The sequence below is a fragment of the Planctomycetaceae bacterium genome, assembly GCA_041398785.1.
Lineage (GTDB): Bacteria > Planctomycetota > Planctomycetia > Planctomycetales > Planctomycetaceae > JAWKUA01.
This window is the reverse complement of the sequence record JAWKUA010000030.1, coordinates 41437-63172: the sequence shown is the minus strand read 5'-3', so window position 1 is coordinate 63172 and position 21736 is coordinate 41437. Positions and strand designations below refer to the sequence as shown.

The following is a 21736-nucleotide window of genomic DNA, read 5'->3' as shown; positions in this document are numbered from 1 at the left end:
TTCAGACTCAGAATCGGTATCGCCCGAAACCTCCCCGCCGTTTCAACGCAGTATCCCTACAGTTGTTAAAATATGCGGACTCGACGACCCCCCTGTCGCGCGCTTTCAGCAATCGTCAGGGTCCACTGCAACTGCCGGAATTCTCCAGACGGAACAGTCGTCTGTGGTGACGCACGCACGGTGGCAACGGACGGCAGTTGGTGCCGATTCCGGGGTGTCAGACGCTCATCCGGCGGTTTTCCAACACTGTTTGACCCGTGACTCGGACGCCGCGGCGTGGTCCGATTCCGTCGCGGCCACGACTTGCGGCCTCACGAATCCTGCGGCGCCGTGCCTCGCGCGAGTTCCGTTTCCCACTCGTCCAGCAGCGGCCAGTCGACGGCGCAGGTGCCGAAGTCGGCCATGTGCTGATAGCCTTCCAGCCGATCGATGGTCGACTGCAGCAGGCCGCGATCATTGCGAAATGCCGGGCCGTGACTGGGCAGCAGCCATTCCACATCGCTGTCTCGAATGCGTTTCAGGCTGTCGATGAATTCCGCGATGTCCGATCCGTGGTGGGCGTCAATTCCGCCGACACAGCCGTCGCGAAAGATGTTGTCGCCCGAAAACAGCAGCTTGCCAAAGCGAAACGAAAGCTGCCCGGTCGCGTGGCCGGGAGTGTCCCAGACTTCCAGAACAGAACTGCCGAATTCCAGCGTATCGCCTTCCGTGACGGTCTTTGCGATCGAAAACGTCGGCATCTCGATGGAAATGCCCTGCGCCGGAATTTCGGCAAATGACGCGATGCGGTCGCCGGTTTCCAGGATTCGCTTCACGGAAGGATGAGCCACGGTCACTGATCCGGGAAGCAATCCGGCCGCCTTTTGAAGTCCCTGAACGTGATCCGCGTCGGCGTGAGTCGCGATCAGATAACGGCAGTTCGCCAGTGGAAAATCCAGTTGGCGGATCATGTCGATGATTTCGTCGACGGTGTCCTCATAACCGATGTCGATCAGCAGCCAGTCGGATTCCTGAAACACCAGGTACACGCAGCAGCCAAACCGGCGGCGAGCCTGGAAATTGAGTTCAATGACGTTGGGAAATAACTCGCGACGAGTCAGCATGACGGGTACTCAGCACGCGCCGCGACCGGCGGCGCATCAATTGACGGGATGTCGACCGTGGCGCGGATTCTAAGTGCCGAATCACACTCCGGCAAATCCCGGCGAATTCTGCCGAAACGCTGCCGCAGCCATGCCTGCCAACTGCTGCCGATCACGATTCACGCAGCGCACAAACTGCCGAACGTGCGGACTCCTTTGGTTCGCGTTGGCTGATGCGCCAGCTTCAGGCTCTGAACCGTGTTGACCGGGCGAATCGGCCGATCCTATTGTTCCGGAGAACATCTTCAGAAGCGTTTTCCGCGCACGGTCCGGTGCGCGGCGGCGTGTCCCCTCTCAGATCTCAGATTTCAAATTCCAGATCTCAAGTCTCATCTCTTCACAACGATTCCGGTCTTCGGAACCGTTGTCCTTCCCCTCCTTCGTTAAGCCGAGTTGCTCAATCCGCGACGGCCATTTCCTTCGCGTCATTTCCGCGCTGCCGGGAATGATGTGCAGGTTCCGTCAGGACGTCTGAGCAGCCGGAACGGCGGTCGTCATGATGCGATCTTCAACTGCTGGCACGCGGCCATTGCGAAATTCACCGGTGCTGATTTCGCTGCTGAGCTTCAGTCTGCTGCTAAGCGGCGGTTGCACGGGAAGCCTGCTGAAAATGCCCTCGGCCATGTCGCTCTCCGCGTTCCCGAAATTCGGGCGAGGCGACAAGTCCAAAGACGCGGACTTCGACGACGACGATGACTACTTTGAAACTCGCGTCGAAACGCCGCTGCTGTCGGAGTACATCAGCGTTCAGGGAAACACGCTGGTCGCGCTGCGGGGCGTCGGGCTGGTGACCGGGCTGGACGGTACCGGCGACGATCCTCCGCCGTCGGCCCAGCGCAACCAGCTTCGCGAAGAAATGACGGTGCGCGGAATTCCCAACCCCAACGAATGGCTGAAGAGCAAGAACACGGCGATGGTGCTGGTCACGGCCTACCTGCCGCCAATGGTCCGCAAGGGGCAGACGTTCGACGTACGAGTCATGTTGCCGCCGAACAGCGAAGCCACCAGTCTGAAAGGCGGTTATCTGGTTGAAACGCGTCTGGTCGAAGAACAGCTTGCCGGCGGACGGCTGCGGCAGGGCCACGAATACGCGGTCGCCGCCGGGGCGATCGTGACGGCCTTCGGAGCCAGCGGTACCGATGACCGCGGCGACGCCCTGGTGCGTCGCGGAAGCATTCCCGGCGGCGCGGTTTCCAAAACCGAACGCGATCTGGAAGTCGTGCTCCGAAATGACAAACGCAGCTTCAGAAACTCAACCCGCATCGCTGCGGCGATCTCCGAACGGTTCCATCACTACAACCGCTTTGGTGAGCGCATCACGCTGGCGGAGCCCAAGACGGATTCGCAGATCAAGCTGCAAATGCACCCGAACTATCGCAACAACTTTCCGCGATATCAGCAGGTCATCCGCAGCATCGCATTCAAGGAAACCGACGTTGCTCGCCGCATGAGGCTGGAACTTCTGGCCAGGCAGGTGCTGGAACCGGAAACCGCCGCGTCGTCGGCGCTGCAGCTGGAAGCGGTGGGCCCGGACGGGATTCCGTTCCTGTTGCCGGCACTGGATTCCGATTCGCCGGAAGTGCGGTTTCACGCCGCCATGGCTCTGGCCTATCAGGAAGATTCGTCGGGAGTCGAAATCCTGAAGCAGGCGGCGATGGACGAACCGGCGTTTCGAGTCTACGCGCTGGCGGCGCTGTCAGTCATCAAAGATGCCCGCGCGATCGTGGGACTCAGAGAACTGCTGGACAGCGATACGATGGAAACACGCTACGGAGCCGTGCGGGCGCTGACGGAGAGCGCGCCGAATGATCCGTCGCTCGGCACCGTCAATTTCCCCGATCAGTTCATTGTCCATGAAGTCCGGAGCAACTCGGCACCGATGGTGCACGTGCTGCGATACCGGTCGCCGGAGATTTCAATCTTCGGCACGGAACAGAAACTTCTGCCGCCGCTGATGCTGAAGCTCGGTAACAAGATCCGGCTGATGGGGGAAGCCGGAGACCCGATGTTGACGCTTTCCAAATACGAAATCGGACGGGAACCCGTGCGTGTTCCGGTGTCGCCGCGGCTGATCGATGTCATCCACGCGGCGGGAGAACTGGGAGCGACCTATCCGGACATTGTCGAGATGCTGGTCCATGCTGATCTGGAGCACAATCTGCAGGGCGAATTCGGCATCGATCAACTGCCTCAGGCCGGCCGTCAGATCGAGAATTATCGATTCCGCCGGGATGACACGGAGGACGACAAATCGCCGCCCAAAAAGCGAGTCGGCTCGCCCGGACTGATTCCGGACCTATTTGATCGTGTTGATGAAGAGCTGAATGACAGCATCGAGGCCGGCGAGACGCCGCTCGACAGGATGTTTGATCCGGACGCTGGCACAAAAATTATCCCGACTGGTCCGAGAGCCACCCCGGCCGATGTGAAAGGCGACAGCGCAGATTCCTCGAAAACAGAATCGCCAGGGCGTTCGCAGGAAGACGGCATGTTTGATCTGAGCGAACCGGGCAGCAGGCCCGCGGGCAGACATCAGACTGTCATGAACAGCTCCAAGGGTGATCGCGGCTCTGACGTGAACGACGATCAGACACGACGCAGCGATGACGCCGAAAATGACGACGCTGAAATGGAAGATGTTGACATGGAATATGTCCCGAGAGTCGAAGAGGCGGACTTCCGGCCTTCGATCTGGCAGCGGCTAACGGCACCGTTTCGCAACATTTCAAACGAGTAGTCGGGAAGACCTGCCGCTGACCGACGGTTGTTGACATCCTGAACGAATGCAGACGTTTCCCTCATGCTCAGGTCGCTCGAACTCTTTGGATTCAAGAGTTTTGCCGACAAGACCGTTTTCGAGTTCTCGTCCGGGATCACCGGAGTCGTAGGGCCAAACGGCAGCGGCAAGAGCAATGTCGTGGACGCCATCAAGTGGATCCTGGGCGACCAGAGCGCGAAGAGCCTCCGCGGCAAGGACATGACCGACGTGATCTTCAACGGCTCGTCCAGCCGCGGCGGATCCCAGTTCGCTGAAGCCACACTGGTCTTCGACAACCGGCTGAGGTTCCTGCCGATTGAGCTGGACGAAGTGTCCGTCGGTCGACGACTGTGGAAATCCGGCGATTCCGAGTATCTGATTAACCGCAACGTCGCGCGGCTGAAGGATGTTCGCGAGCTGTTTGTCGGCACGGGCGCCGGTTCCGCGGCTTACTGCATTATTGAACAGGGACGAGTCGACCAGATCCTGCAGTCCAACGCGGCGAACCGGCGACTGATCTTCGAAGAAGCCGCCGGAGTCAGCCGGTTTAAGTCCCGCAAGACGGAAGCCATTCGCCGGCTGGAGCGCGTTGAACAGAACCTGCTGCGCCTGACGGACATCGTGGACGAAGTCGAATCGCAGGTCAGCACCGTTCGCAGCCAGGCACAGCGAGCGGCACGCTATCGCGAAGTCTCAACGGAACTGGAAGAACTCTGGGTCGGCATGGTGGCCGACGACTTTCGCCGCCAGAGCATGGTTCGGCAGGAGATTCAGCAGGAGCGCGACGCCGGGTCGGAGACTCTGGCGTCGATGCGGCAGCAGCAGCAGGATGCGGCCGCTCAGCTTGCCGAAGCCGATGCCGCGCTGACCGCTGTCGATGACGAACTTCGCGAAGTCGAACGCGGCCGCAGCGAACTTCGCAGCCGCATCGCCAGCCTGGAAACGACACTGCGGCACCAGTCCGCTCGCGAGACTGAACTGCGGTCCGAACTTGTGCGTCTGCAGAGACAGCAGATCGTGATGGACGGACGAGTCTCGGAAGCCGAAGCCGAACAGAAGCACCTGGAAAACGTGCTGACCGTCGAGCAGAAACGGTTTGACGAATGCCACGCCGTTCGCGAACAGGCCAGCCTGCGGCTGCGCGAACTGCGGTCATCGGTTGACGCCGAACAGCAGCGCATCGACGCCCGCATGAATGATCTGACAGTCCGAACACGCCAGAATTCCGACATCGCCAGCCGCCTGGGCAGTCTGGAAAATGAACTGCAGGCTCTGCAGAAACAGCGTCAGGAACTGCTCGATTCAAAAGAAACACTCAGCGCCGACATTGAACGGCTGCGAGTTCAGTCACGGAAGCACGACGAAGCGGTCCGCCACGCTCAGGAGCGCCTGAAGGTCGCGGAAGAACAGGCGGATGAGCTGCTGTCGAACCGCGAATCGCTGCTTTCCGAACAATCGAAGTCCCGCGAATCGCTGGCCGAACTGCGTGAACACCGAAGTGCGGCAACCGCGCGCCGGACCGTGCTGGAGGATCTGGAAGACAGGCAGGAAGGCTTCGGCATCGGCGTCCGGGAGATCCTGAAGCGAGCCGAAGAAGGTACGCACGAACCCTGGAATCTGATCCGCGGCAGCGTGTCGGATCTGCTGGACGTCGACATGAACAACGCCGCGCTGCTGGAAGTGGCGCTGTCCGGTCGAGCACAACTGCTGGTGATCGATCGCCTGAAACCGCTGGTCGATTATCTCAATTCCGGCCGCTGCCGCATTACGGGGCGAGTCGGGTTTGTGTCGCTGGAAGACGCTCAGAAACCGGTCGGCACGAATCCCGCTGGCTCATCATCTCCGCCCGCGGAAACCGCTCCGCCGGCGGCCGACGCGGACGACCTGTCGCAGATCGGGACCTGGTCGGGAGCACTCGCGCTGGGCGCGTTCGATGACAACTGGCTGGGTTCCGAGCCTGCCGGTTCCGTTGCCGACGAATTCGCTCCCGAACTGAACGTCACCTGGATCGATGGCAGCGAAGACGGTGCGATCACGCGTTCGGTGTTTTCGTCAGAAACCGCCGGCGCCGGTCTGCTCGCCGGCCGGCCCGGTGTGATTGGTCGAGCCGACAGCCTGGCGCGATCACCCGTTCGATTGCCCAACCTGGCGGCTCACCTGCTGGCTGACACCTGGATCGTCGAATCCCTGGCGGACGCGCTGCGACTGGCGGCCGAGGTCGGCGACGAAATCCGGTTCGTCACACTGCAGGGTGAGCTGATCGAAAAAGACGGCACGCTGTTCGCCGGAAATGTTCGTTCGGAATCCGCCGTGCTGTCGCGAAAGAGCGAACTGCGACGCCTGCGGAATGAACTGCATCGCATCGAACACCTGATTTCCGAACGAGACCTGCGTCTGCAGACACTCGTCACGTCCATTGAATCAACCGACAGCGAACTTCGCGACCGCCGGGCCGCCGTGGAATCCTGCGCGGGCGAACTGCGCGGCTGCGAGCGGCAGCATTCCGACACGCTGCGAGAACTCAAGGCAGCCGACCAGCAGTCCGAAAAGCTGGTCGAACAGCTTCAGATGCTGGATACGCAATCGGCCATGCTGCGTCAAAGAATTCAGGAAACGGAAACGCGGCGGCAGGCCGGCGATGAACAGCTCGGAACACTTCAGCAGTTGATCGAAGACGCCGGGACAGCACTGCAGACTGATCGGCAACAGATCGAGACTCTGGAAAAGGAACGGACGGACAAGAGTCTGGAACTGACACGTTCCGAAGAACGCGTATCCGGAATTCTGGAGGCACTGCAGCGGCTGAAGGAAGACCTGCAGCAGCGCCTGCTGCAGCAACAGGAAGCTCAGCGGCGCCTGACCAGCGGACAGGAACGGCTGGCGGAACTGAATCTCAGCACGCTGAATGTGCGCGCGGAAATGGCCGAACTGCAGGTGTTCGATGAGCAGCTTCATCACCAGATCCTGCGCCGCAGCGATGCCCGCAGCATTCTGAAACGCCGCCGTCAGGAAGCCACTCAGGCCGAACAACAGGCGCGAGACGTCTGTCGTCGCCACGAGACTCAATTTCACGAACTGGAACTGAAGATTCGCGACATCGATCATCAACTGGAAACCGCCGCCGAACGCATCCGCGAGGAATTCCAGGTGGAAGTCGAAGAAGCGGTCGCCGCTGGGCGTTCGGCCGTCGCGATCTGGCTGCGGGAACACGAATCAGCCGCCACAGCAGATTCGTCCGGCGAAGTGAGCGACGAAATCCCTGCGACTGACTTCCCGGAACAGCACGGCGCCGACGAGGCGGCAGGCGAAGACTCGGCGATCGACGAAGAACGGCCGTCGGATTCTGCGTGGCGGTTTGCTCCGGGACAGAACCCGGACTCAAGCGACGCCATTCTGCGCGACGAACAGCAGTACGCGGAAATCCGCGACGCCATCGATCAGCGCGTGAACCGCCTGCGACGTCAGCTCCGGAAGATCGGCAACGTCGGCATGGAAAGTCTCGATAACCTGACAGAACTCGAAACACGTTTCCAACGGCTGCACACTCAACTGAAGGACCTGGAAGCCGCGCGCGATACGCTGCGGGAGATGGTCCGGAAAATCAACGTCGAAAGCCGCCGCATGTTTCTGGAATCCTTTGAGTGCATTCGCGGCCACTTTCGGGAACTCTTCCGGCGACTGTTCGGCGGCGGCGAAGCCGACGTGATTCTGGAAGATCCGGACGACGTTCTGGAATGTGCCATCGATGTCGTTGCGCGTCCGCCGGGGAAGGAACTGCGCAGCATCTCCCTGCTAAGCGGCGGTGAAAAGACGATGACCGCCGTGGCGCTGCTGCTGTCGATCTTCCGCAGCCGGCCGAGTCCCTTCTGCATTCTGGACGAAGTCGACGCGGCTCTCGACGACGCCAACATCGGGAGATTTGTGGGAGTGCTGAAGGATTTTCAGAACGAAACTCAGTTCATCATGATTACTCACCGCAAGCCGACCATGGCGGTGACCGACGTGCTGTACGGCGTCACGATGGAAGAAAGCGGCATCAGCAAGCGGCTGTCGGTTCGGTTCGAAGAAATCGACGAACACGGCAACTTCGTTCCTCGCGGCCAGGAACGATCCCGCGCGGCGTAACTCTTTGCGACTTGCAGCGAGCCACAATTCGCAGCGAGCGGCGCCAGCAGCTCCATTAGCCCCGCACGGGAGAAATCCGTTGCCCCGATGAAGGGATGGGCAGCGAAACTATACCGCGAGCGGGGTGGAATGAGACATTCGGGCTCGCGGGAGTAAGAAGAGCGAAAAATATCGGCGTCCGCCGCGGCGAGTATAAGCGGTGAATTGACGCATCCCCTTGTGGTCTGCCGCGCTTGTATCACTTCGGCGAAATGGGAAAACGAGCCTTGAAAACGTCGTTTCACGGATAGACTATCGGCTTGTTCGGTACCAGGGGCCGCGGCGTTACGCCTGCTTCGCGCGGTGAGTGCTCCCTCCTTTGCTTTTGACACCTTCTTGACTTGCATTCTTCACACGGAACCAGCGAAGCGCGGATTCGCGTATCCCCGATTTTCGCAGCAGCCTGATTGTGCATCAGCGCGATTCGATCAGGGCTGACTCACGATTCGGAGCGGCGAATTCCTGGTCCGGTGACGTTTCCGTCTCACGATTCGGGAAGGATGTTTGTCATGGTGTTCAAACTTTGCAGAAGTCTCGCGTCCTGGCGTGGCACTGCGAAACGGTGTTGCCTGGCCGTGATCGCCGTCGTCCTGGTTGCAGGTCAGGCTGCCGAATCGCAGGCCGCCGGTAAGTCCAAGCGCCGTCCGACAGTCGATCAGCAGTTGCGGCGACTGCTGCAGCGGCAGGACGTTGGTCCGCTTGATCCCGGACCCGCGCAGGATCCGGCGCAGGTGGCGCTGGGTCAGGCACTGTTCTTCGACTGGGAACTGAGCGGCAATCGTGACACAGCCTGCGCGACATGCCATCACCCGACACTGGCTACCGGCGACGCGCTGTCGGTGCCGATCGGGACGGCCGCCGTCGTGGCCGGCGCACTGGGGCCGAACCGTCAGATCGGCGACGGTCGCAATTTCGTGCCGCGGAATGCTCCGGAGATCTTCAATCGCGGTTCCGGCGAGTGGACTTCGCAGTTCTGGGACAGCCGTGTTCTGAAGACGGACAGCGGCTTCGTCAGTCCGGCCGGCGGCAATCTTCCTCCCGGGCTTCCAAATGTGCTGGCCGTGCAGGCCATGTTTCCCGTGACGTCCCGGGATGAAATGCGGGGCAACGCCGGAGACGTCGGGTTCACGGGTGAAGTCAACGAGATCGCCCTTATCGATGACGCTGACCTGCCGGCGATGTGGGATGCTCTGATGGCCAGACTGCTGGCGATTCCCGGATACCAGGACCTGTTTTCCGCCGCGTATCCGGGTGTTGATCCTCAGGACCTGGGATTTGAACACGCGGCGAAAGCGATTGGTGCGTTCGAAGCGGAAGCCTACACATTTTCTGACAGCCCGTGGGATCGTTACCTGAACGGAGACAACCGGGCGCTGACGGCCGCCCAAAAGCGCGGAGCCCTGCTGTTCTACGGTCGAGCGAACTGTTCGCGCTGCCATGCCGGTTCGCTGATGACTGACCAGCAGCACTACAACATCGGCGTTCCTCAGCTTGGTCCGGGAAAAGGGGCTGAGGCTCCGCTGGATCACGGCCGGGGCCGCGAAACCGGTCTGCGGCGCGATTACTTCCGCTTCCGGACTCCGCCGCTGCGGAACTGTGAAGTGACGGGACCGTACACGCACAACGGAGCGTATCGCGATTTGCAAAGCGTGATTCGGCACCATTCGTTCCCGCTGATTTCTGTGATCCTTTACAACCCGGCGGAACATCTCGATCAGTTGGAAATCCAGTCGACGTATTCGCTGTGGAATCAGATCGAAATGCTGTCGAACATCGATTACCGCAAATTGCCGGGCTACCTCTCGAACCGTGACGTCCGCGACCTGGTCAGCTTCCTTCAGTCGCTGACGGCTCCGAACCTGCAGGAACGACTGAACGCCACGATTCCCGATTCCGTCCCCAGCGGTCTGCCGCTGGATCAATAGCCGAACCGGTGACCGCACCGTTTCGCGGCAGCGTCGGAAAGGTCATCATGCACACTGCGAAGGAACGGGTGACGGCGATTCCGGCCGACGGATGCCTGCAGTTCAGGCAGATCGCGGTCCGGAATCCCGTCTGCGGCGAGTCTATCCGCAAACAGGACAGATAGCGTGACACTGGACCCGATCGAGTTTCGACAAACAACGCCTGCCCGCTGCCCGGAAGCTGCATCTGGTGGAATGCAGACCAGCGGCATCGAACGTTGGCTGTTTCCGGCACGCCGGGTGCGAGCCTGGCTGTTTCTTCCTGCCGCGATGGCCGTATGTTGCTTCGGCAGCGCCGCGGCACAGGAGTTCGACCTGCAGCCACCGGGCGACCGGGAATTCATCAGCGACCACGCCGACCTGATCGCTGAGTCCTCCGAAGCGAAAATCCGCAAGGTCTGCCAACAACTGCTGAGCGACAAGGCCACACCGATCCTTGTTGTCACAATTGAATCGATGGGTCAGCACGGGGGAGCGAACATGTCGATCGAAGCATTCGCTGCCGTTCTGTTCAATAAGTGGCAGATCGGCCATGCGACGCTGAATGGCCGGAACTGGAATACTGGAATCCTGCTGCTGGTTTCCAAAGGCGACCGCCGGGCACGGATCGAATTGGGAGCCGGCTGGGATCTGTCGGAGAACGACACCTGCCAGCGGATCATGGATGAGTACATCATTCCGCAGTTCCGCGCAGGCGACTACTCCGGCGGCATCGTGGCCGGAGTCGAAGCGCTGGACAAGATGGCTCGCAAGCTGGAACTTCCGAGTCGCCCGCGCCCGGCGTCGCATTATGTCCTGATGGCCGTGTTTGTCGGACTGGCGATCTTTACGGCCGTGTCGCTTTACCGGCGAGGTTCCAGCGGCTGGGCCTGGGTGTTTTGGGGCGTTGTGTTCACCGTTGTCGGAACCGTCCTGTATCACGCGTTGCGCAGTCGCGGCGGCAGCAGCAGCGGCGGGTTCGGCGGCGGATCGTTCGGTGGCGGATTCTCCGGAGGTGGCGGGGCGAGCGGTTCCTGGTGAGGTTAAACGTTATGCAATCCGCGTCGGAATTCTTTTCTGCCGAACAGCGGGCTCAGGTGGCTGCGTGTGTGACGTCCGCTGAGTCCAAAACCGCGTGCGAGATTGTTCCGGTCGTTGCGTCTGCGTCCGGACGGTACGACCGAGCGGAGGACATTGCGGGCCTCTGGCTGGCTATCGTTTCCGCGATTGCGTACTGGTGGATGATGCCGCGCACGATCGACACCGGTCGCTGGGGTGGTCTGTCCACGACAGCTCAGACCGCCATTCTGATTGTTGTCATGGTGGCCTCGTTCGTGGCCGGTGTCATCGCCGCCAGCCACATCGGCTGGCTGCGAAGGCTGTTCACACCTCGCCGGCATATTCAGGAAGAAGTCAATCTGCGAGCCCGGCAGTTGTTCTTTGACCGTCGCGTTCACCACACGGCGGGTGCGACCGGAATCCTGATCTACATTTCGCTGTGGGAACACAGGGCAGCGGTGCTTGGCGACAAAAACGTTGTCGACACACTGGGACAGCCGTTTCTGGACGACCTTTGTCGACAGCTCACTGAACTGTTGCGCCGTGAACATCCGACCGACGCAATTTGCCAGGTTGTCAGCGCAGCAGCCGTTCAACTCGCCGAAAAAATCCCCCGCACTGATGACGACGTGAACGAGCTGGCCGATGCACTGGTGCTGATCGACTGATGCGAGTTCTCTGGTCACCGCAAAGCCGTTTCCTGCGACATTGGCACCGCTGCTGGCTGTCACATGCCGGCACCCGACGTGACCACGCATAGCGGTAGTTGTTCTGTCCGTCGGGAGTTCGGAACACCGCAGTGTGGGGAACGTCGCGTCGGTTGTGACCCATCCGCTCCAGCAGTACGATCACGCCCAAATTTCGTTGATCCGTCGCTGAAACTCTGTCGTTGGCTGTTCGGCTGGCCGGAGTCCGCCGGTTCGCGCATCCGGCATTCTCAGAAATCCTCGATCAGGAAGTTCATCATGATCATTGGCAAAATCTGGCGGTCCATCGCGGCTCAGTTCAACAAGCTGGCCAACTTCTTCTGGACGGCAGATCCGATCGCGCAGATGCAGTACGAGTACGATCAGGCCATCGAACAGCTGAAATCCGGCAAGGACGGTCTGGCTCAGTATCGGGCACTTGTGGAACGTGTCGCCCGCCAGGTGGACGGCGACAAGAAGCACGTGGCTCAACTGGAAGCCAAGGTCAAAGCCTACCTGCAGGCCGGTGACCGCGAAACGGCTTCAAAGTTTGCTCTGGAACTGCAAAAGGCCAAAAACGAAATGGCCGAAAACGTGACGCAGCTTGAGATGCACGAAAAGGCGTATGACAACAACGTCCGCAAGATCAAAAACGCCACGAAGAAAGTGCAGGAGATCAAGGACAAGATCAAGAAGTACGACGCAGAACTGAAACTCAGCCGCGCCGAAGCGGAACTCGCCGATCTGGCAACCAGTTTCAATTTCGACGTCACCACCGACCTGGGTCAGATCGAATCCGTGCTGCAGGACAAGATCGACAAAAACCGCGCCAAGGCACGCGTCGCGGCCGACCTGTCGGACGAGGGCATCGCGGAAATCGAACGCGAAGCCGCCATGGAATCCGCTCTGGCCGAAGACGCGCTGAAGCAGTTCGAAATGGACATGGGCCTGATCACGCCGCAAACCGCAAACGTCGGCGAAGAATCCAAGGATCTGGGGCCGGCTCAGAGGCAAACGGAAGTGAACTAAGTGCCGTCGTACCGAATTCGACGACCCAGGAAGGCCGTTGTACTGAAAAACCAATGACCGATCCCTCGCAACCCGCAGCACTCTCGCCTTCCGCGGACCTGCCGGACTGGTACCCGGCCTGGGCACGAGAAATCGCGGAACAGTATTTTTCCGGCAACTCGTGCTTTTTCGTCCTGCACGGAAACGTCCACGATCTGGTTCCGTGCGAAAACGACGGCAAGACCGAATTCCTGAGTCTGACGTCGTTTCTGGGAGAATATCTGTTTGGCCGCTGGGACATTGTCCTGCAGCATAACCTGAGCAAAGGTCTGCAGGCGCTGGCGGGAAGAAACTCTGACCGCCACCAGACCATGATGCGGGAACTGACCGGGCTGTTCGGGCATTACAGCAACTGGTCTCGCAAACCGGACGACATCCTGCTGACGCTGGATCAGATGATCGAGCGTTACCTGATCGAATCCGATTCGGCGAAACGCAGACGTCTGGCGGTGGTGTTTGACTTCGGTCAGTATCTCGTGCCTCCCGGGGATCCGATGCAGATTTCCGGGACGATCGCGTCGCGAGTCGTGCGGTTTCTGGACTGGGCTCGCAACCCGTACATCCGCCGAGTGAACATGGCCTTTTGCCTGGTGTGCGAAAGTCTGTCCGAAGTGAATGAGCGGCTGACTCAAAGCCCGTACGTCACGACGATCGAAGTGCCGATGCCCGATCGTGACGCTCGGCAGCGCTTCGTGGATGCTCATTCCGACAAGGTCAGCTCCGGCGGCGACGATGAAAAACTGACGGCCGCTCAACTCGTCAGCAACTCAAACGGCCTGAGTCTGTTGAGCCTGGAACAGTTGCTGTCCCAGACGGCTCGCACAGGCGGAGCGACCAGCCGACAGTTTCGAGCGCTCAAGAAGGTGGCCATCGAGCGGCAGTGCGGCGGCTTTCTGGAATTCGTCGAACCGAAACACACACTCGATCTGGTCGTCGGCCACGAAGCGGCGTGCAGTCGGCTGAAGCAGGACGCGAAACTCATCGGCGACGGTCACGAAGACGCGGCCCCGATGGGCTACCTGATCTGCGGCCCGGTCGGCACGGGAAAGACGTTTCTGGCGGAATGCTATGCCGGGTCGATTGGGATTCCGTGCGTGAAGCTGAAAAATTTTCGATCGAAGTACGTCGGCGAATCAGAAGGCAACCTACAGCGAGTTCTGACGGTGCTGCGAAGTCTCGGCCCGGTCATCGTCATCATCGACGAAGCCGACGCGGCTTTGGGAGACCGCAATCAGGAAGGCGATTCGGGCACCAGCGGCCGAATATTTTCGATGATTGCTCAACAGATGGGCGACACTCGCTATAGGGGTCGCATCATGTGGATGCTGCTGACCTGCCGTCCGGATCTGCTGCCGATCGATCTGAAACGCCAGGGCCGGGCCGAAGTTCACATCCCGCTGTTCTACCCGGACAACGAAGACGAAATCCGCAGCATGTTCCAGGTGATGGCTCGCAAAAGCAGCGTGAATCTGAATGCAAAAGACCTGAAGCTGGATGACCGCCACAAAGAACTCAGCGGAGCCGACATCGAGAGCGTCGTCCTGACGGCAAGACGCGTCGCTCTGCTGGATGGTCGCAACGCCGTGAACCAGGCGGATCTGGAAAAGGCTCTGTCCGAATTCATCCCGTCTGCTCAGGGACTGGAAAAAGACATGCAGGAGCTGGCCGCCGTACTGGAATGTACACAGATGGATTTCCTGAACGCAGAATGGAAGGAAGCTCTGGAATCGGACGGCGGACGGTCGCAGTTGCAGCAGCAGTTGACGAAGATGCGTGAGATTGTGGAGAGTCTGTGAGTCTGACGCTTAACCCGCGTTCGTTCTGGATCCCAAACTCCTGTCTGGTTCTCGGTCCCAAACTCCAGTCTGGGACCGCATATCCCCGAAGCTCCGCTTCGCCGAATATGGGTGACCGCCCAAACGCTCATCGGCAAAGCGGAGCTTTGAGGACAGGAGTTCCCAGGCTGGAGCCTGGGAACAAGTATGAACGAGCCAAGAACCGCGATTGAACTCCCCTGATGTAGCAGGCGAACGATTTCTGATTCGAGTCCGCACGAGACAGATTTCCGACGGCTTCGCCGCACAACCTGCTGAACGCAGGATGTGGTACCCGATTCGAGAACCTCAACGAAAGTCATCTCATGGCCCGTCAAAGCTGGATCGATCCCGATACCAACGAACCTTTGATCGACGATTATGCCAAACACCTGGACGGTTTCCTGCGAGCGTTCCAGGACGGTGTGATTTCCGATCAGGAAATCAGCGAACAGGAAGCACGACTGCTGGACCTGATGAAGGAAGTCGAACCGACGCTGGACGACGCGACTCACGGCAGAGTCACGAAGCTGCTGTGCGAACTGACCGCGTACAACATCATGCAGTTGACCTACGAAATGCAGCAGGCCCGCGCGACGATGTTCCGCGGCTGACGCAGTCACCCACAGGTCGCTGGCGTCGAATGTCAGCACGACGTCACCCGGTCTGAACCATCGGCGGCCGCGCTGATCGCACGCGATTCAGGCATTTGCATTACGCGCCTGCGTCGTCCGGACCGTCCGAGTCGCTGGACCGCTCGGCGTTCCTGTCGAGAATCTGTCTGCAACCGATCGGCGGCGCTTCAGGTCGTCGGTGGCCGGCATTTCGGGAAGATTTGTACAGCATTCTGAATGCGGGAACGTAGTTTCGGGCACCGACGGGGGAGACTCCCGGCCAGGAACGGTCGCCCGTCCACCTGGCAGACTTTTCATCGCTCGTTTTTCGCGTCTTCGCGTCGTGCGGTCCGAGAATTCTGCGATTTTCCGAAATTTCCAGGCGGGCCGGGGCTATGCACTTCGCTACTCTGCCTGGAGGAGGTTGTTATTGCATCCGGGCCAAACATCTGAGCGTCACAGTTAATCGCTTCCAGACATTCGTATCCATTACTCCCACAGGTTTGGCCAAATGGCACTTCGTCAGAAACTCAGTCTGTTCCACGCAAAGGTACGCCGCCGACGCACCGCTCACCTGCCGATGGCTACGTTGTCGGCGTCCGAGGTTCTGGAGGTGCGTCAGTTGCTGACGGCTCAGGTATGGGACGCCCCGACCGAAGTCACGTTCAGTGTTGCTCCTGACGGGACGGAAATCTCCGGGAAGCTGAGTTCGTTCCACGCGGCGTTTGCCGGAGTCGGTACCCCCGAGGAACTGAACGCCGTGATTTTCGAGGCGTTCCAGACCTGGACTCAGCACGCCAACGTGAACGTCGGCCGCGTGTCTGACGCGGGCCAGGCGTTTGGAGTTCCCGGTCCGGCCCAGCACGACGACCGGTTCGGGGATATCCGGATCGGTGCCATTCCGATGTCGTCCGAAGTGCTGGCGGTGTCGGTGCCTCATGACGGGCTGACGGCCGGAACCTGGGGCGGTGACATCGTGCTGAATTCCGAATTTCAGCCGGAAAGTCTGCAGCAGTTTCGTGCTGTCGTGCTGCACGAAGTCGGACACGTGCTGGGACTGGAGCACAGCCTGGATCCGCAGTCGGTCATGTATGCTCACAACGACCCGACCATCTCGCAGCAGCCGACGGCCGACGACATCGCGAATCTGGTCGCTCTCTACGGACAACGCATTGGCGCCGAAGATGCCGCTCGGCCGAATGATGCAATCAATCGCGCGACGTCCATGCGTGACGGCAGCTTTGAGGGGACCTACCCGCTGGTCCGGTACGGCGACGTGTCCACCGACTCGGACATTGATTATTTTCGGCTGGATCCCGTCGATCTCTACAACGGTCCGGTGACGGTGCATCTGATCACCGATGGCGTCAGCCTGCTGCAGGGAAAACTGACGGTGGTCGATCGGGGAGGCAACCTGATCGCCACGGCGACTGCCAGTCAGCCTGGCGGCGACGTCACCATCTCCCTGCCAACACTCGGCGACAAACGCTGCTACCTTCGAGTCGAAGGCGCCGCGCCGGAATTCGCCACCGGGCGATACCTGCTGGTCGCTGTCTTTGACGGCGTGAGTACTGTCGGTATCGAAGCGATCGGACCAGAGGCCAAACGCGATCTGAGTTTCCTGACGACGGACGCAGTCGGTGAATTGCTGACGTCTCAGCAACTGCCCGTTTTTGAAGACGACCTGCACCTGAACGACACGCTCGGAACGGCCACGACTCTTCAGACAATTCCGGGACGCGTCGAATTCACCGCCTATGAATACCACGCGACAATTTCCGATCAGACGGACGCAGACTTCTATCGAATCAGAAGTCCGCGAGCCGAAGTCGGGGCCAGCGTGCTGACCGTCACCGTTCGCGTTTCTGAGCGGCAGACGCTGATCCCGGATTTGCAGGTGCTGAATGCAGCAGGAACCGTCCTTCGAAGTCAGGTGATCGCCAACGGAGGCGGATTGTACACGATTCAGGTTACAGGAATCGTCTCGGATCGGCGGTACTTCATTCGTGTCGGCGGAGCTGAAAATTCCGCGCGATATCGGACCGGGAACTACGAACTGAGTGCCGCGTTTGGAACCACAGAAGTTCAGCAATTCGAGTTCCTGAACGGGCGCGTCAGCGCGGAGAGTTCTGAACGGTACATGGAAATGGACCTTCAGCTCACAACGCTTGTCAGTTACGCGCTGAAGACGGAATTCGTATCGCCTCCGACGTCACCGGTTGCCACGCAACTGACGCTGTTCAATGCAGACGGTGAGGAGCTGCTGCGGATCGTGAACCTGGACGAAACCACGCGCACCGCGAATGCCGTGCTGCTGCCGGCAGGGCATTACTTTGTTCGCATCGCTTCCACAACACCGGATGGCAGCCCCATTCCGCTTGTGCGATTTCGGTTGCTCGGGCGAGCCATATCCGATGAAGTCGGCCCGATGGGAACCAGTCCGATCGATGTACCCCCGCCTCAGGTACCGGAGTCGGAATACCAGTTCTATATGAGCTATACGCCGCCGGTCACGCAGCCGCCGGATCCGCTGGTTCCTCAGCAGCAAAATCAGGATCCGTGGACCTATGTCCCAACTCCGCTGGATCCATTCATCGACTACGAAGACTGGTACTGGCAGTTCCTCTGAGAACCGTGCCGAAGCTACTGCTGCACGATCGTCTTCCGAGTCTCCGGCGTTTGAGCTTCGACGTCATCGGCCACGGCCCGTCGACAGGCACTTCCGGGACGCGGCCGGCGGTGCCTATCTGCCACCCATCGCCGGGCGGTTGTGGAACTGGCGCTTGTCGGCAGAAGGTGTCGGACAGCAATCGCCGTTGAGCGGCATGGCGTGGCGGTCACGGGGAAACGAAACGGCTTGCGGTAAACGGCCAGGCTCCGGTTCAGCGATTCGGCGCGGCCAGGATCTGCGTTGCCGTCAACAAGTTGCGGAACTGTGGCAACTCCTGAATGGCCTTCAGGTCGGTATCGGTTGCCGCCAGTCGGCCGAGAGCCGGGTCTGCGCGAAAGCTGTTGGCCAGATGACGAAGGCATAAGGCCTGATCGGCCGGTTCCTGAGTGGACGTCAGGGCGTAGATGCAGGCGACCTGGTATTCGACCATCGGTTCCGTTGATTTCTTCATCGCGTCGACAGCGTCCGCGACAGCTTCGTCGCGATTGTTGTTCCGAGCGTACAGGACACCGCGGCCGGACCAGAGATACGCGTCGTCGGGAAACGCGGTCATCGCTTCGGTCAGCACGTCGATCGCCTGCCGCGGTTCGTGCAGGTATTCCGACAGCACCATCGCCTTGTTGCGAAATGCGTCATGCGATCGGGGATCAATCTGCAGAGCAAGCTCCAGATCGGCGAGCGCCGCGGACGGGTCGTCCTTCAGCCGGTAGATCGCCCGTGCCGCGCAGCTGCGGGGATCGGTCGGTGCGGTACTCATGGCCGTCTCACGATCAGCCTTCGCCAGGTCGGCATGACCCAGCGACTCATGGACCTCAGCGCGAAGCAGATAGATGCGAGTTTCCGGAAAGCCGAGTTCCACGGCACGGTCAAGATCGGCAAGCGACTCTTCGTGCTTTTGAATCTTGCGGAAGCAGACTCCCCGGCTGAAAAACGCCGATGACGATTCCGGCCGCAGTTTCAGAAACCGGTCAAAGTCGTGGATCGCGTCGGAATATTTCTGCAGCAGCATGCGACAGACGCCGCGTTGGTAGTACAACTGCGGAGTCTCGGGCCGCAGGGCGATGCAGACCGACAGATACCGGTCGGCCTGGTCGTATTCTCCCGCCGCCCGCTGTGACAGCGACTGCAGCAGCATCAGGCCGAAGTTGTCCGGTCGATCCGGAGTCAGCGGCGCCACGATCTGCAGCGAACGTCGCGGCTGCCGATTCATCAGTGCCGCGACCGCGTCCAGATACTGAGTCCACTGTGACTCCGAAAGTTCTCCGTCAGCAATTTCTTTGCTCACTGCCGTTTCGGTGCTGTCGTCCGCTAATCGGGCGGCCAGAGATTCCGGTTCCAGAATCGCAGTGCGCAACAGCTTTAGTTCCGCCACGGCCCGCTTCAGCCGAACCTGTTCGGCCGGTTCCAGAGACTGCACCGCGTTCTCTTTCGACCAGTCGGAATTCGCGCTGTCAGGCTGGAATTGCTGCAGCGCCGCTTCGATGGCGGGCGCGGCATCGGCGTCAGACGCTTCTCCCAGCGCAGCCGCCATCGCGTCCGCTCGAATGCCGGGAAGGCTGTCCATGAATTCGTTGTACTTTAATCGGGATTCGGTCTTCAGAAACGTCTGTTCCCGCAGCGACCACGCCAGCAGAATGCCTGCGATCCCCACGCCCGCCACACCCGCGGCGGAGCTTGCTGACGTGAGTCGCGGGTGCCGCGTTCGCCATTTGCTGATGCGCTGCCGAAGTGACCGGTTGCGGGCATGTTTCAGGGGCAGCCAGGCCAGGTGCCGGTCCAGATCTTCGGTCAGATCGGCGGCCGTGGCGTAGCGTTTGTCGGGATCCGGCTGCATGCATTTCAGGATGATCGATTCCATGTCGGCGGAAATGCTGCGGACGTGTTCACGCACGTGCGGCTGCGTCGTCCATCGCTGTTCGATCATTTCGCGGCTGCTGACACCGGTAGTAGAAAACGGCAGTCGACCGGTGCAAAGTTGAAACAGGACAACTCCCAGCGAAAACACATCACTGCGGCCATCGATTTCGCGGAAGGAATCGAGCGCCGCGATCTGCTCCGGACTCATGTAGGGCAGCGTTCCGCCCACCATGCCGTCCTCGCGGCGGTCCGGGCCCGAATCGACCGAAAGGTTGAAGTCCAGGATCATCGGCTGGCCGTGTTCCGTCAGCAGCACATTGGCCGGCTTCAGGTCCCGATGAAGAATTCCCCGTGCGTGTGCGTGGGCAAGTCCTTCCGAAAGCTGCCGCGCGATCCATGCGACGGAGCGTTCGAAATCCATCGCGTTCAGCGGAGACTCACTGGCCGGATCGGTGCGAGCTGTGCCGCGGTCGGTCTCCGCGCTGCCGGCGGTGACGGTCGGCAGACGGCGCTTCAGGTCAAAACCCGCCAGAGTGCTGTCATCCAGCGCGTTCACGGTGCTCAGAAATTCGTGGCCGTCCGCTTTGCGAGCGGCGTCGGACGACAGCGCCTCAATCAGGTGACGCAGCGTCGTCGCGCCGAAATACGGCATGCAGATCACGGACGCGTCGTCCAGATAGTCGACGGAATAGACGGGCACGATGTTCGTATGCTGCAGTTGTGCCAGTCTCTCCGCTTCCCGAAGCCGCGCCGCGGACACTTTCAGCACGACCAGCCGATCGGACAAAGCACGCTGTTCCGCCAGAAACACGCGAGCAAACGCTCCGCGACCAAGTTCGCCAACCAGACGGAAATTCAGCACGTCCTGCCCGGCGGTCATTTCCACGGCACACTTCGGCATTCCGGCCGGTCCGTGCGAACCGCCGCGAATCGATTTGCGGGACGTCCGGGCCACCGAAGCCGGCCAGTCAGCGACATCGATTCCGTACTTTTGTGCGTATTCCTCCGGTGCTGCGGGGTTCGCGGAATGCAGCCGAAGTCGGTATTCCTCGAAAGCAATCGGTGCGATTTGCTGCGGTGACGCGAACGCTTCCGGAAACGCGTCACGGTAATCGTCCAGAGACGCCGGTTCCTGGTTCGCAAAGCGGAACTCCAGATCGACGCGAATCAGCTCCTCCAGAACCGCCGGATAGGCCGGGTCATCCCTGGCGGGAAGGAAATCTTCCAGCCGCGGCCGGTCGCCTTCGTGGAGCGCGTCTTCGAATGCTTCAACCGTCGTTTCGATGTCGCTGACGACACGTAGGTCCGGAGAATTCAACGGCCTGGCTCCTCATCAAGTTCTTTCTTCAGCAGTTCCCGGAACGCCTGCAGCGTGCGTTCCACGGACCGCTTGGAGCGTTTCGTGGCGTCCGCAATTTCCGCGACGGGAGTCCCGTCCAGCCGAAGCTGAATGATTTGCCGCTGACTGGCAGTCATGGCCGCGGTCAGATCTTCGATAACCAGCCGCAGTGTCGCTTCTTCAAACTGTTCTTCGGCGGCCGAATTCCCCGCGTCGGCGTGTGCCGGATTCAGCCGTTCGGTGCGACTCAGGTCCCGCTTGGCGGCTCGATGATAGACGGCGGCGTCGCGAATCTTGTACAGACTGATCACCAGCAGCAGTTTCCACAATTCGTCGTCGTCCGGAACCTGATAGTGACCTTCCTTCGCGCGGCGAAAAAACGTCCGGAAGACCGACTGCACGATATCTTCCGCGTCGACACGGGCTCCCAGTGCCTGCCCCGTCTGAGCTTTCGCAAGTCCCTGAAGCCGCTTCGCGTAACGAACATACAGCCGGGTGGCCGCGTCCTGTTCACCGGACTGAAACCGTCGCAGCAACGACTGATCGGACGGTTCGTGGGACGTTGAATCACTCAACTGGTCAGCCTCTTTCATCATGCCAGCAAGGACAGAACTCATTCGC

At 60.4% G+C, this 21736-nt stretch carries 12 protein-coding genes; 9 read left to right on the top strand and 3 right to left on the bottom strand.

Annotated features, from left to right (window positions below; translation table 11 throughout):
* Nucleotides 1–311: 311 nt before the first annotated feature.
* Nucleotides 312–1103: an MBL fold metallo-hydrolase gene (locus R3C19_24400; GenBank protein ID MEZ6063502.1), complete on the bottom strand. Its 792-nt coding sequence runs from the start codon at nucleotides 1101–1103 to the stop codon at nucleotides 312–314.
* Nucleotides 1104–1638: 535 nt separating this feature from the next.
* Between R3C19_24400 and R3C19_24395 the strand changes: the two genes are divergently transcribed.
* From R3C19_24395 to R3C19_24355, 9 genes are all read left to right on the top strand, one after another.
* The gene (locus R3C19_24395) at nucleotides 1639–3879 is read left to right on the top strand and encodes a flagellar basal body P-ring protein FlgI (protein ID MEZ6063501.1); all 2241 of its coding nucleotides are present in this window, start codon (nucleotides 1639–1641) and stop codon (nucleotides 3877–3879) included.
* Between the two features lie 63 nt (nucleotides 3880–3942).
* Nucleotides 3943–8025, top strand: coding sequence for an AAA family ATPase (locus R3C19_24390; protein ID MEZ6063500.1), 4083 nt, complete (start codon nucleotides 3943–3945; stop codon nucleotides 8023–8025).
* Between the two features lie 548 nt (nucleotides 8026–8573).
* Nucleotides 8574–9989, top strand: coding sequence for a cytochrome c peroxidase (locus R3C19_24385; GenBank protein MEZ6063499.1), 1416 nt, complete (start codon nucleotides 8574–8576; stop codon nucleotides 9987–9989).
* A gap of 165 nt (nucleotides 9990–10154) precedes the next feature.
* Nucleotides 10155–11048, top strand: a complete 894-nt coding sequence (locus R3C19_24380; protein MEZ6063498.1) for a TPM domain-containing protein — start codon at nucleotides 10155–10157, stop codon at nucleotides 11046–11048.
* Between the two features lie 11 nt (nucleotides 11049–11059).
* Nucleotides 11060–11734, top strand: coding sequence for a hypothetical protein (locus tag R3C19_24375; GenBank protein ID MEZ6063497.1), 675 nt, complete (start codon nucleotides 11060–11062; stop codon nucleotides 11732–11734).
* Nucleotides 11735–12031: 297 nt separating this feature from the next.
* Nucleotides 12032–12781, top strand: coding sequence for a PspA/IM30 family protein (locus R3C19_24370; GenBank protein ID MEZ6063496.1), 750 nt, complete (start codon nucleotides 12032–12034; stop codon nucleotides 12779–12781).
* A gap of 53 nt (nucleotides 12782–12834) precedes the next feature.
* Nucleotides 12835–14616: an AAA family ATPase gene (locus tag R3C19_24365; GenBank protein ID MEZ6063495.1), complete on the top strand. Its 1782-nt coding sequence runs from the start codon at nucleotides 12835–12837 to the stop codon at nucleotides 14614–14616.
* Nucleotides 14617–14960: 344 nt separating this feature from the next.
* Nucleotides 14961–15248 (top strand): hypothetical protein, encoded by a 288-nt coding sequence (locus R3C19_24360; protein MEZ6063494.1) that lies wholly within the window; start codon nucleotides 14961–14963, stop codon nucleotides 15246–15248.
* A 511-nt stretch (nucleotides 15249–15759) separates the two neighbouring features.
* Nucleotides 15760–17877, top strand: a complete 2118-nt coding sequence (locus R3C19_24355) for a matrixin family metalloprotease (protein ID MEZ6063493.1) — start codon at nucleotides 15760–15762, stop codon at nucleotides 17875–17877.
* Nucleotides 17878–18130: 253 nt separating this feature from the next.
* Here R3C19_24355 and R3C19_24350 read toward each other — a convergent pair whose 3' ends face one another.
* Nucleotides 18131–21094 (bottom strand): protein kinase, encoded by a 2964-nt coding sequence (locus R3C19_24350; protein ID MEZ6063492.1) that lies wholly within the window; start codon nucleotides 21092–21094, stop codon nucleotides 18131–18133.
* Complete coding sequence (locus R3C19_24345; protein MEZ6063491.1) at nucleotides 21091–21732, bottom strand: sigma-70 family RNA polymerase sigma factor; 642 nt, start codon at nucleotides 21730–21732, stop codon at nucleotides 21091–21093. Before R3C19_24345 ends, R3C19_24350 begins: the two co-directional genes overlap by 4 nt.
* Between the last annotated feature and the right edge of the window lie 4 nt (nucleotides 21733–21736).

Coding starts and splice junctions, on each gene's coding strand:
- R3C19_24400 (MEZ6063502.1), bottom strand. CDS start 1,103: ATGCTGACTCGTCGCGAGTTATTTCCCAACGTCATTGAACTCAATTTC.
- R3C19_24395 (MEZ6063501.1), top strand. CDS start 1,639: ATGATGCGATCTTCAACTGCTGGCACGCGGCCATTGCGAAATTCACCG.
- R3C19_24390 (MEZ6063500.1), top strand. CDS start 3,943: ATGCTCAGGTCGCTCGAACTCTTTGGATTCAAGAGTTTTGCCGACAAG.
- R3C19_24385 (MEZ6063499.1), top strand. CDS start 8,574: ATGGTGTTCAAACTTTGCAGAAGTCTCGCGTCCTGGCGTGGCACTGCG.
- R3C19_24375 (MEZ6063497.1), top strand. CDS start 11,060: ATGCAATCCGCGTCGGAATTCTTTTCTGCCGAACAGCGGGCTCAGGTG.
- R3C19_24370 (MEZ6063496.1), top strand. CDS start 12,032: ATGATCATTGGCAAAATCTGGCGGTCCATCGCGGCTCAGTTCAACAAG.
- R3C19_24365 (MEZ6063495.1), top strand. CDS start 12,835: ATGACCGATCCCTCGCAACCCGCAGCACTCTCGCCTTCCGCGGACCTG.
- R3C19_24360 (MEZ6063494.1), top strand. CDS start 14,961: ATGGCCCGTCAAAGCTGGATCGATCCCGATACCAACGAACCTTTGATC.
- R3C19_24355 (MEZ6063493.1), top strand. CDS start 15,760: ATGGCACTTCGTCAGAAACTCAGTCTGTTCCACGCAAAGGTACGCCGC.
- R3C19_24345 (MEZ6063491.1), bottom strand. CDS start 21,732: ATGAGTTCTGTCCTTGCTGGCATGATGAAAGAGGCTGACCAGTTGAGT.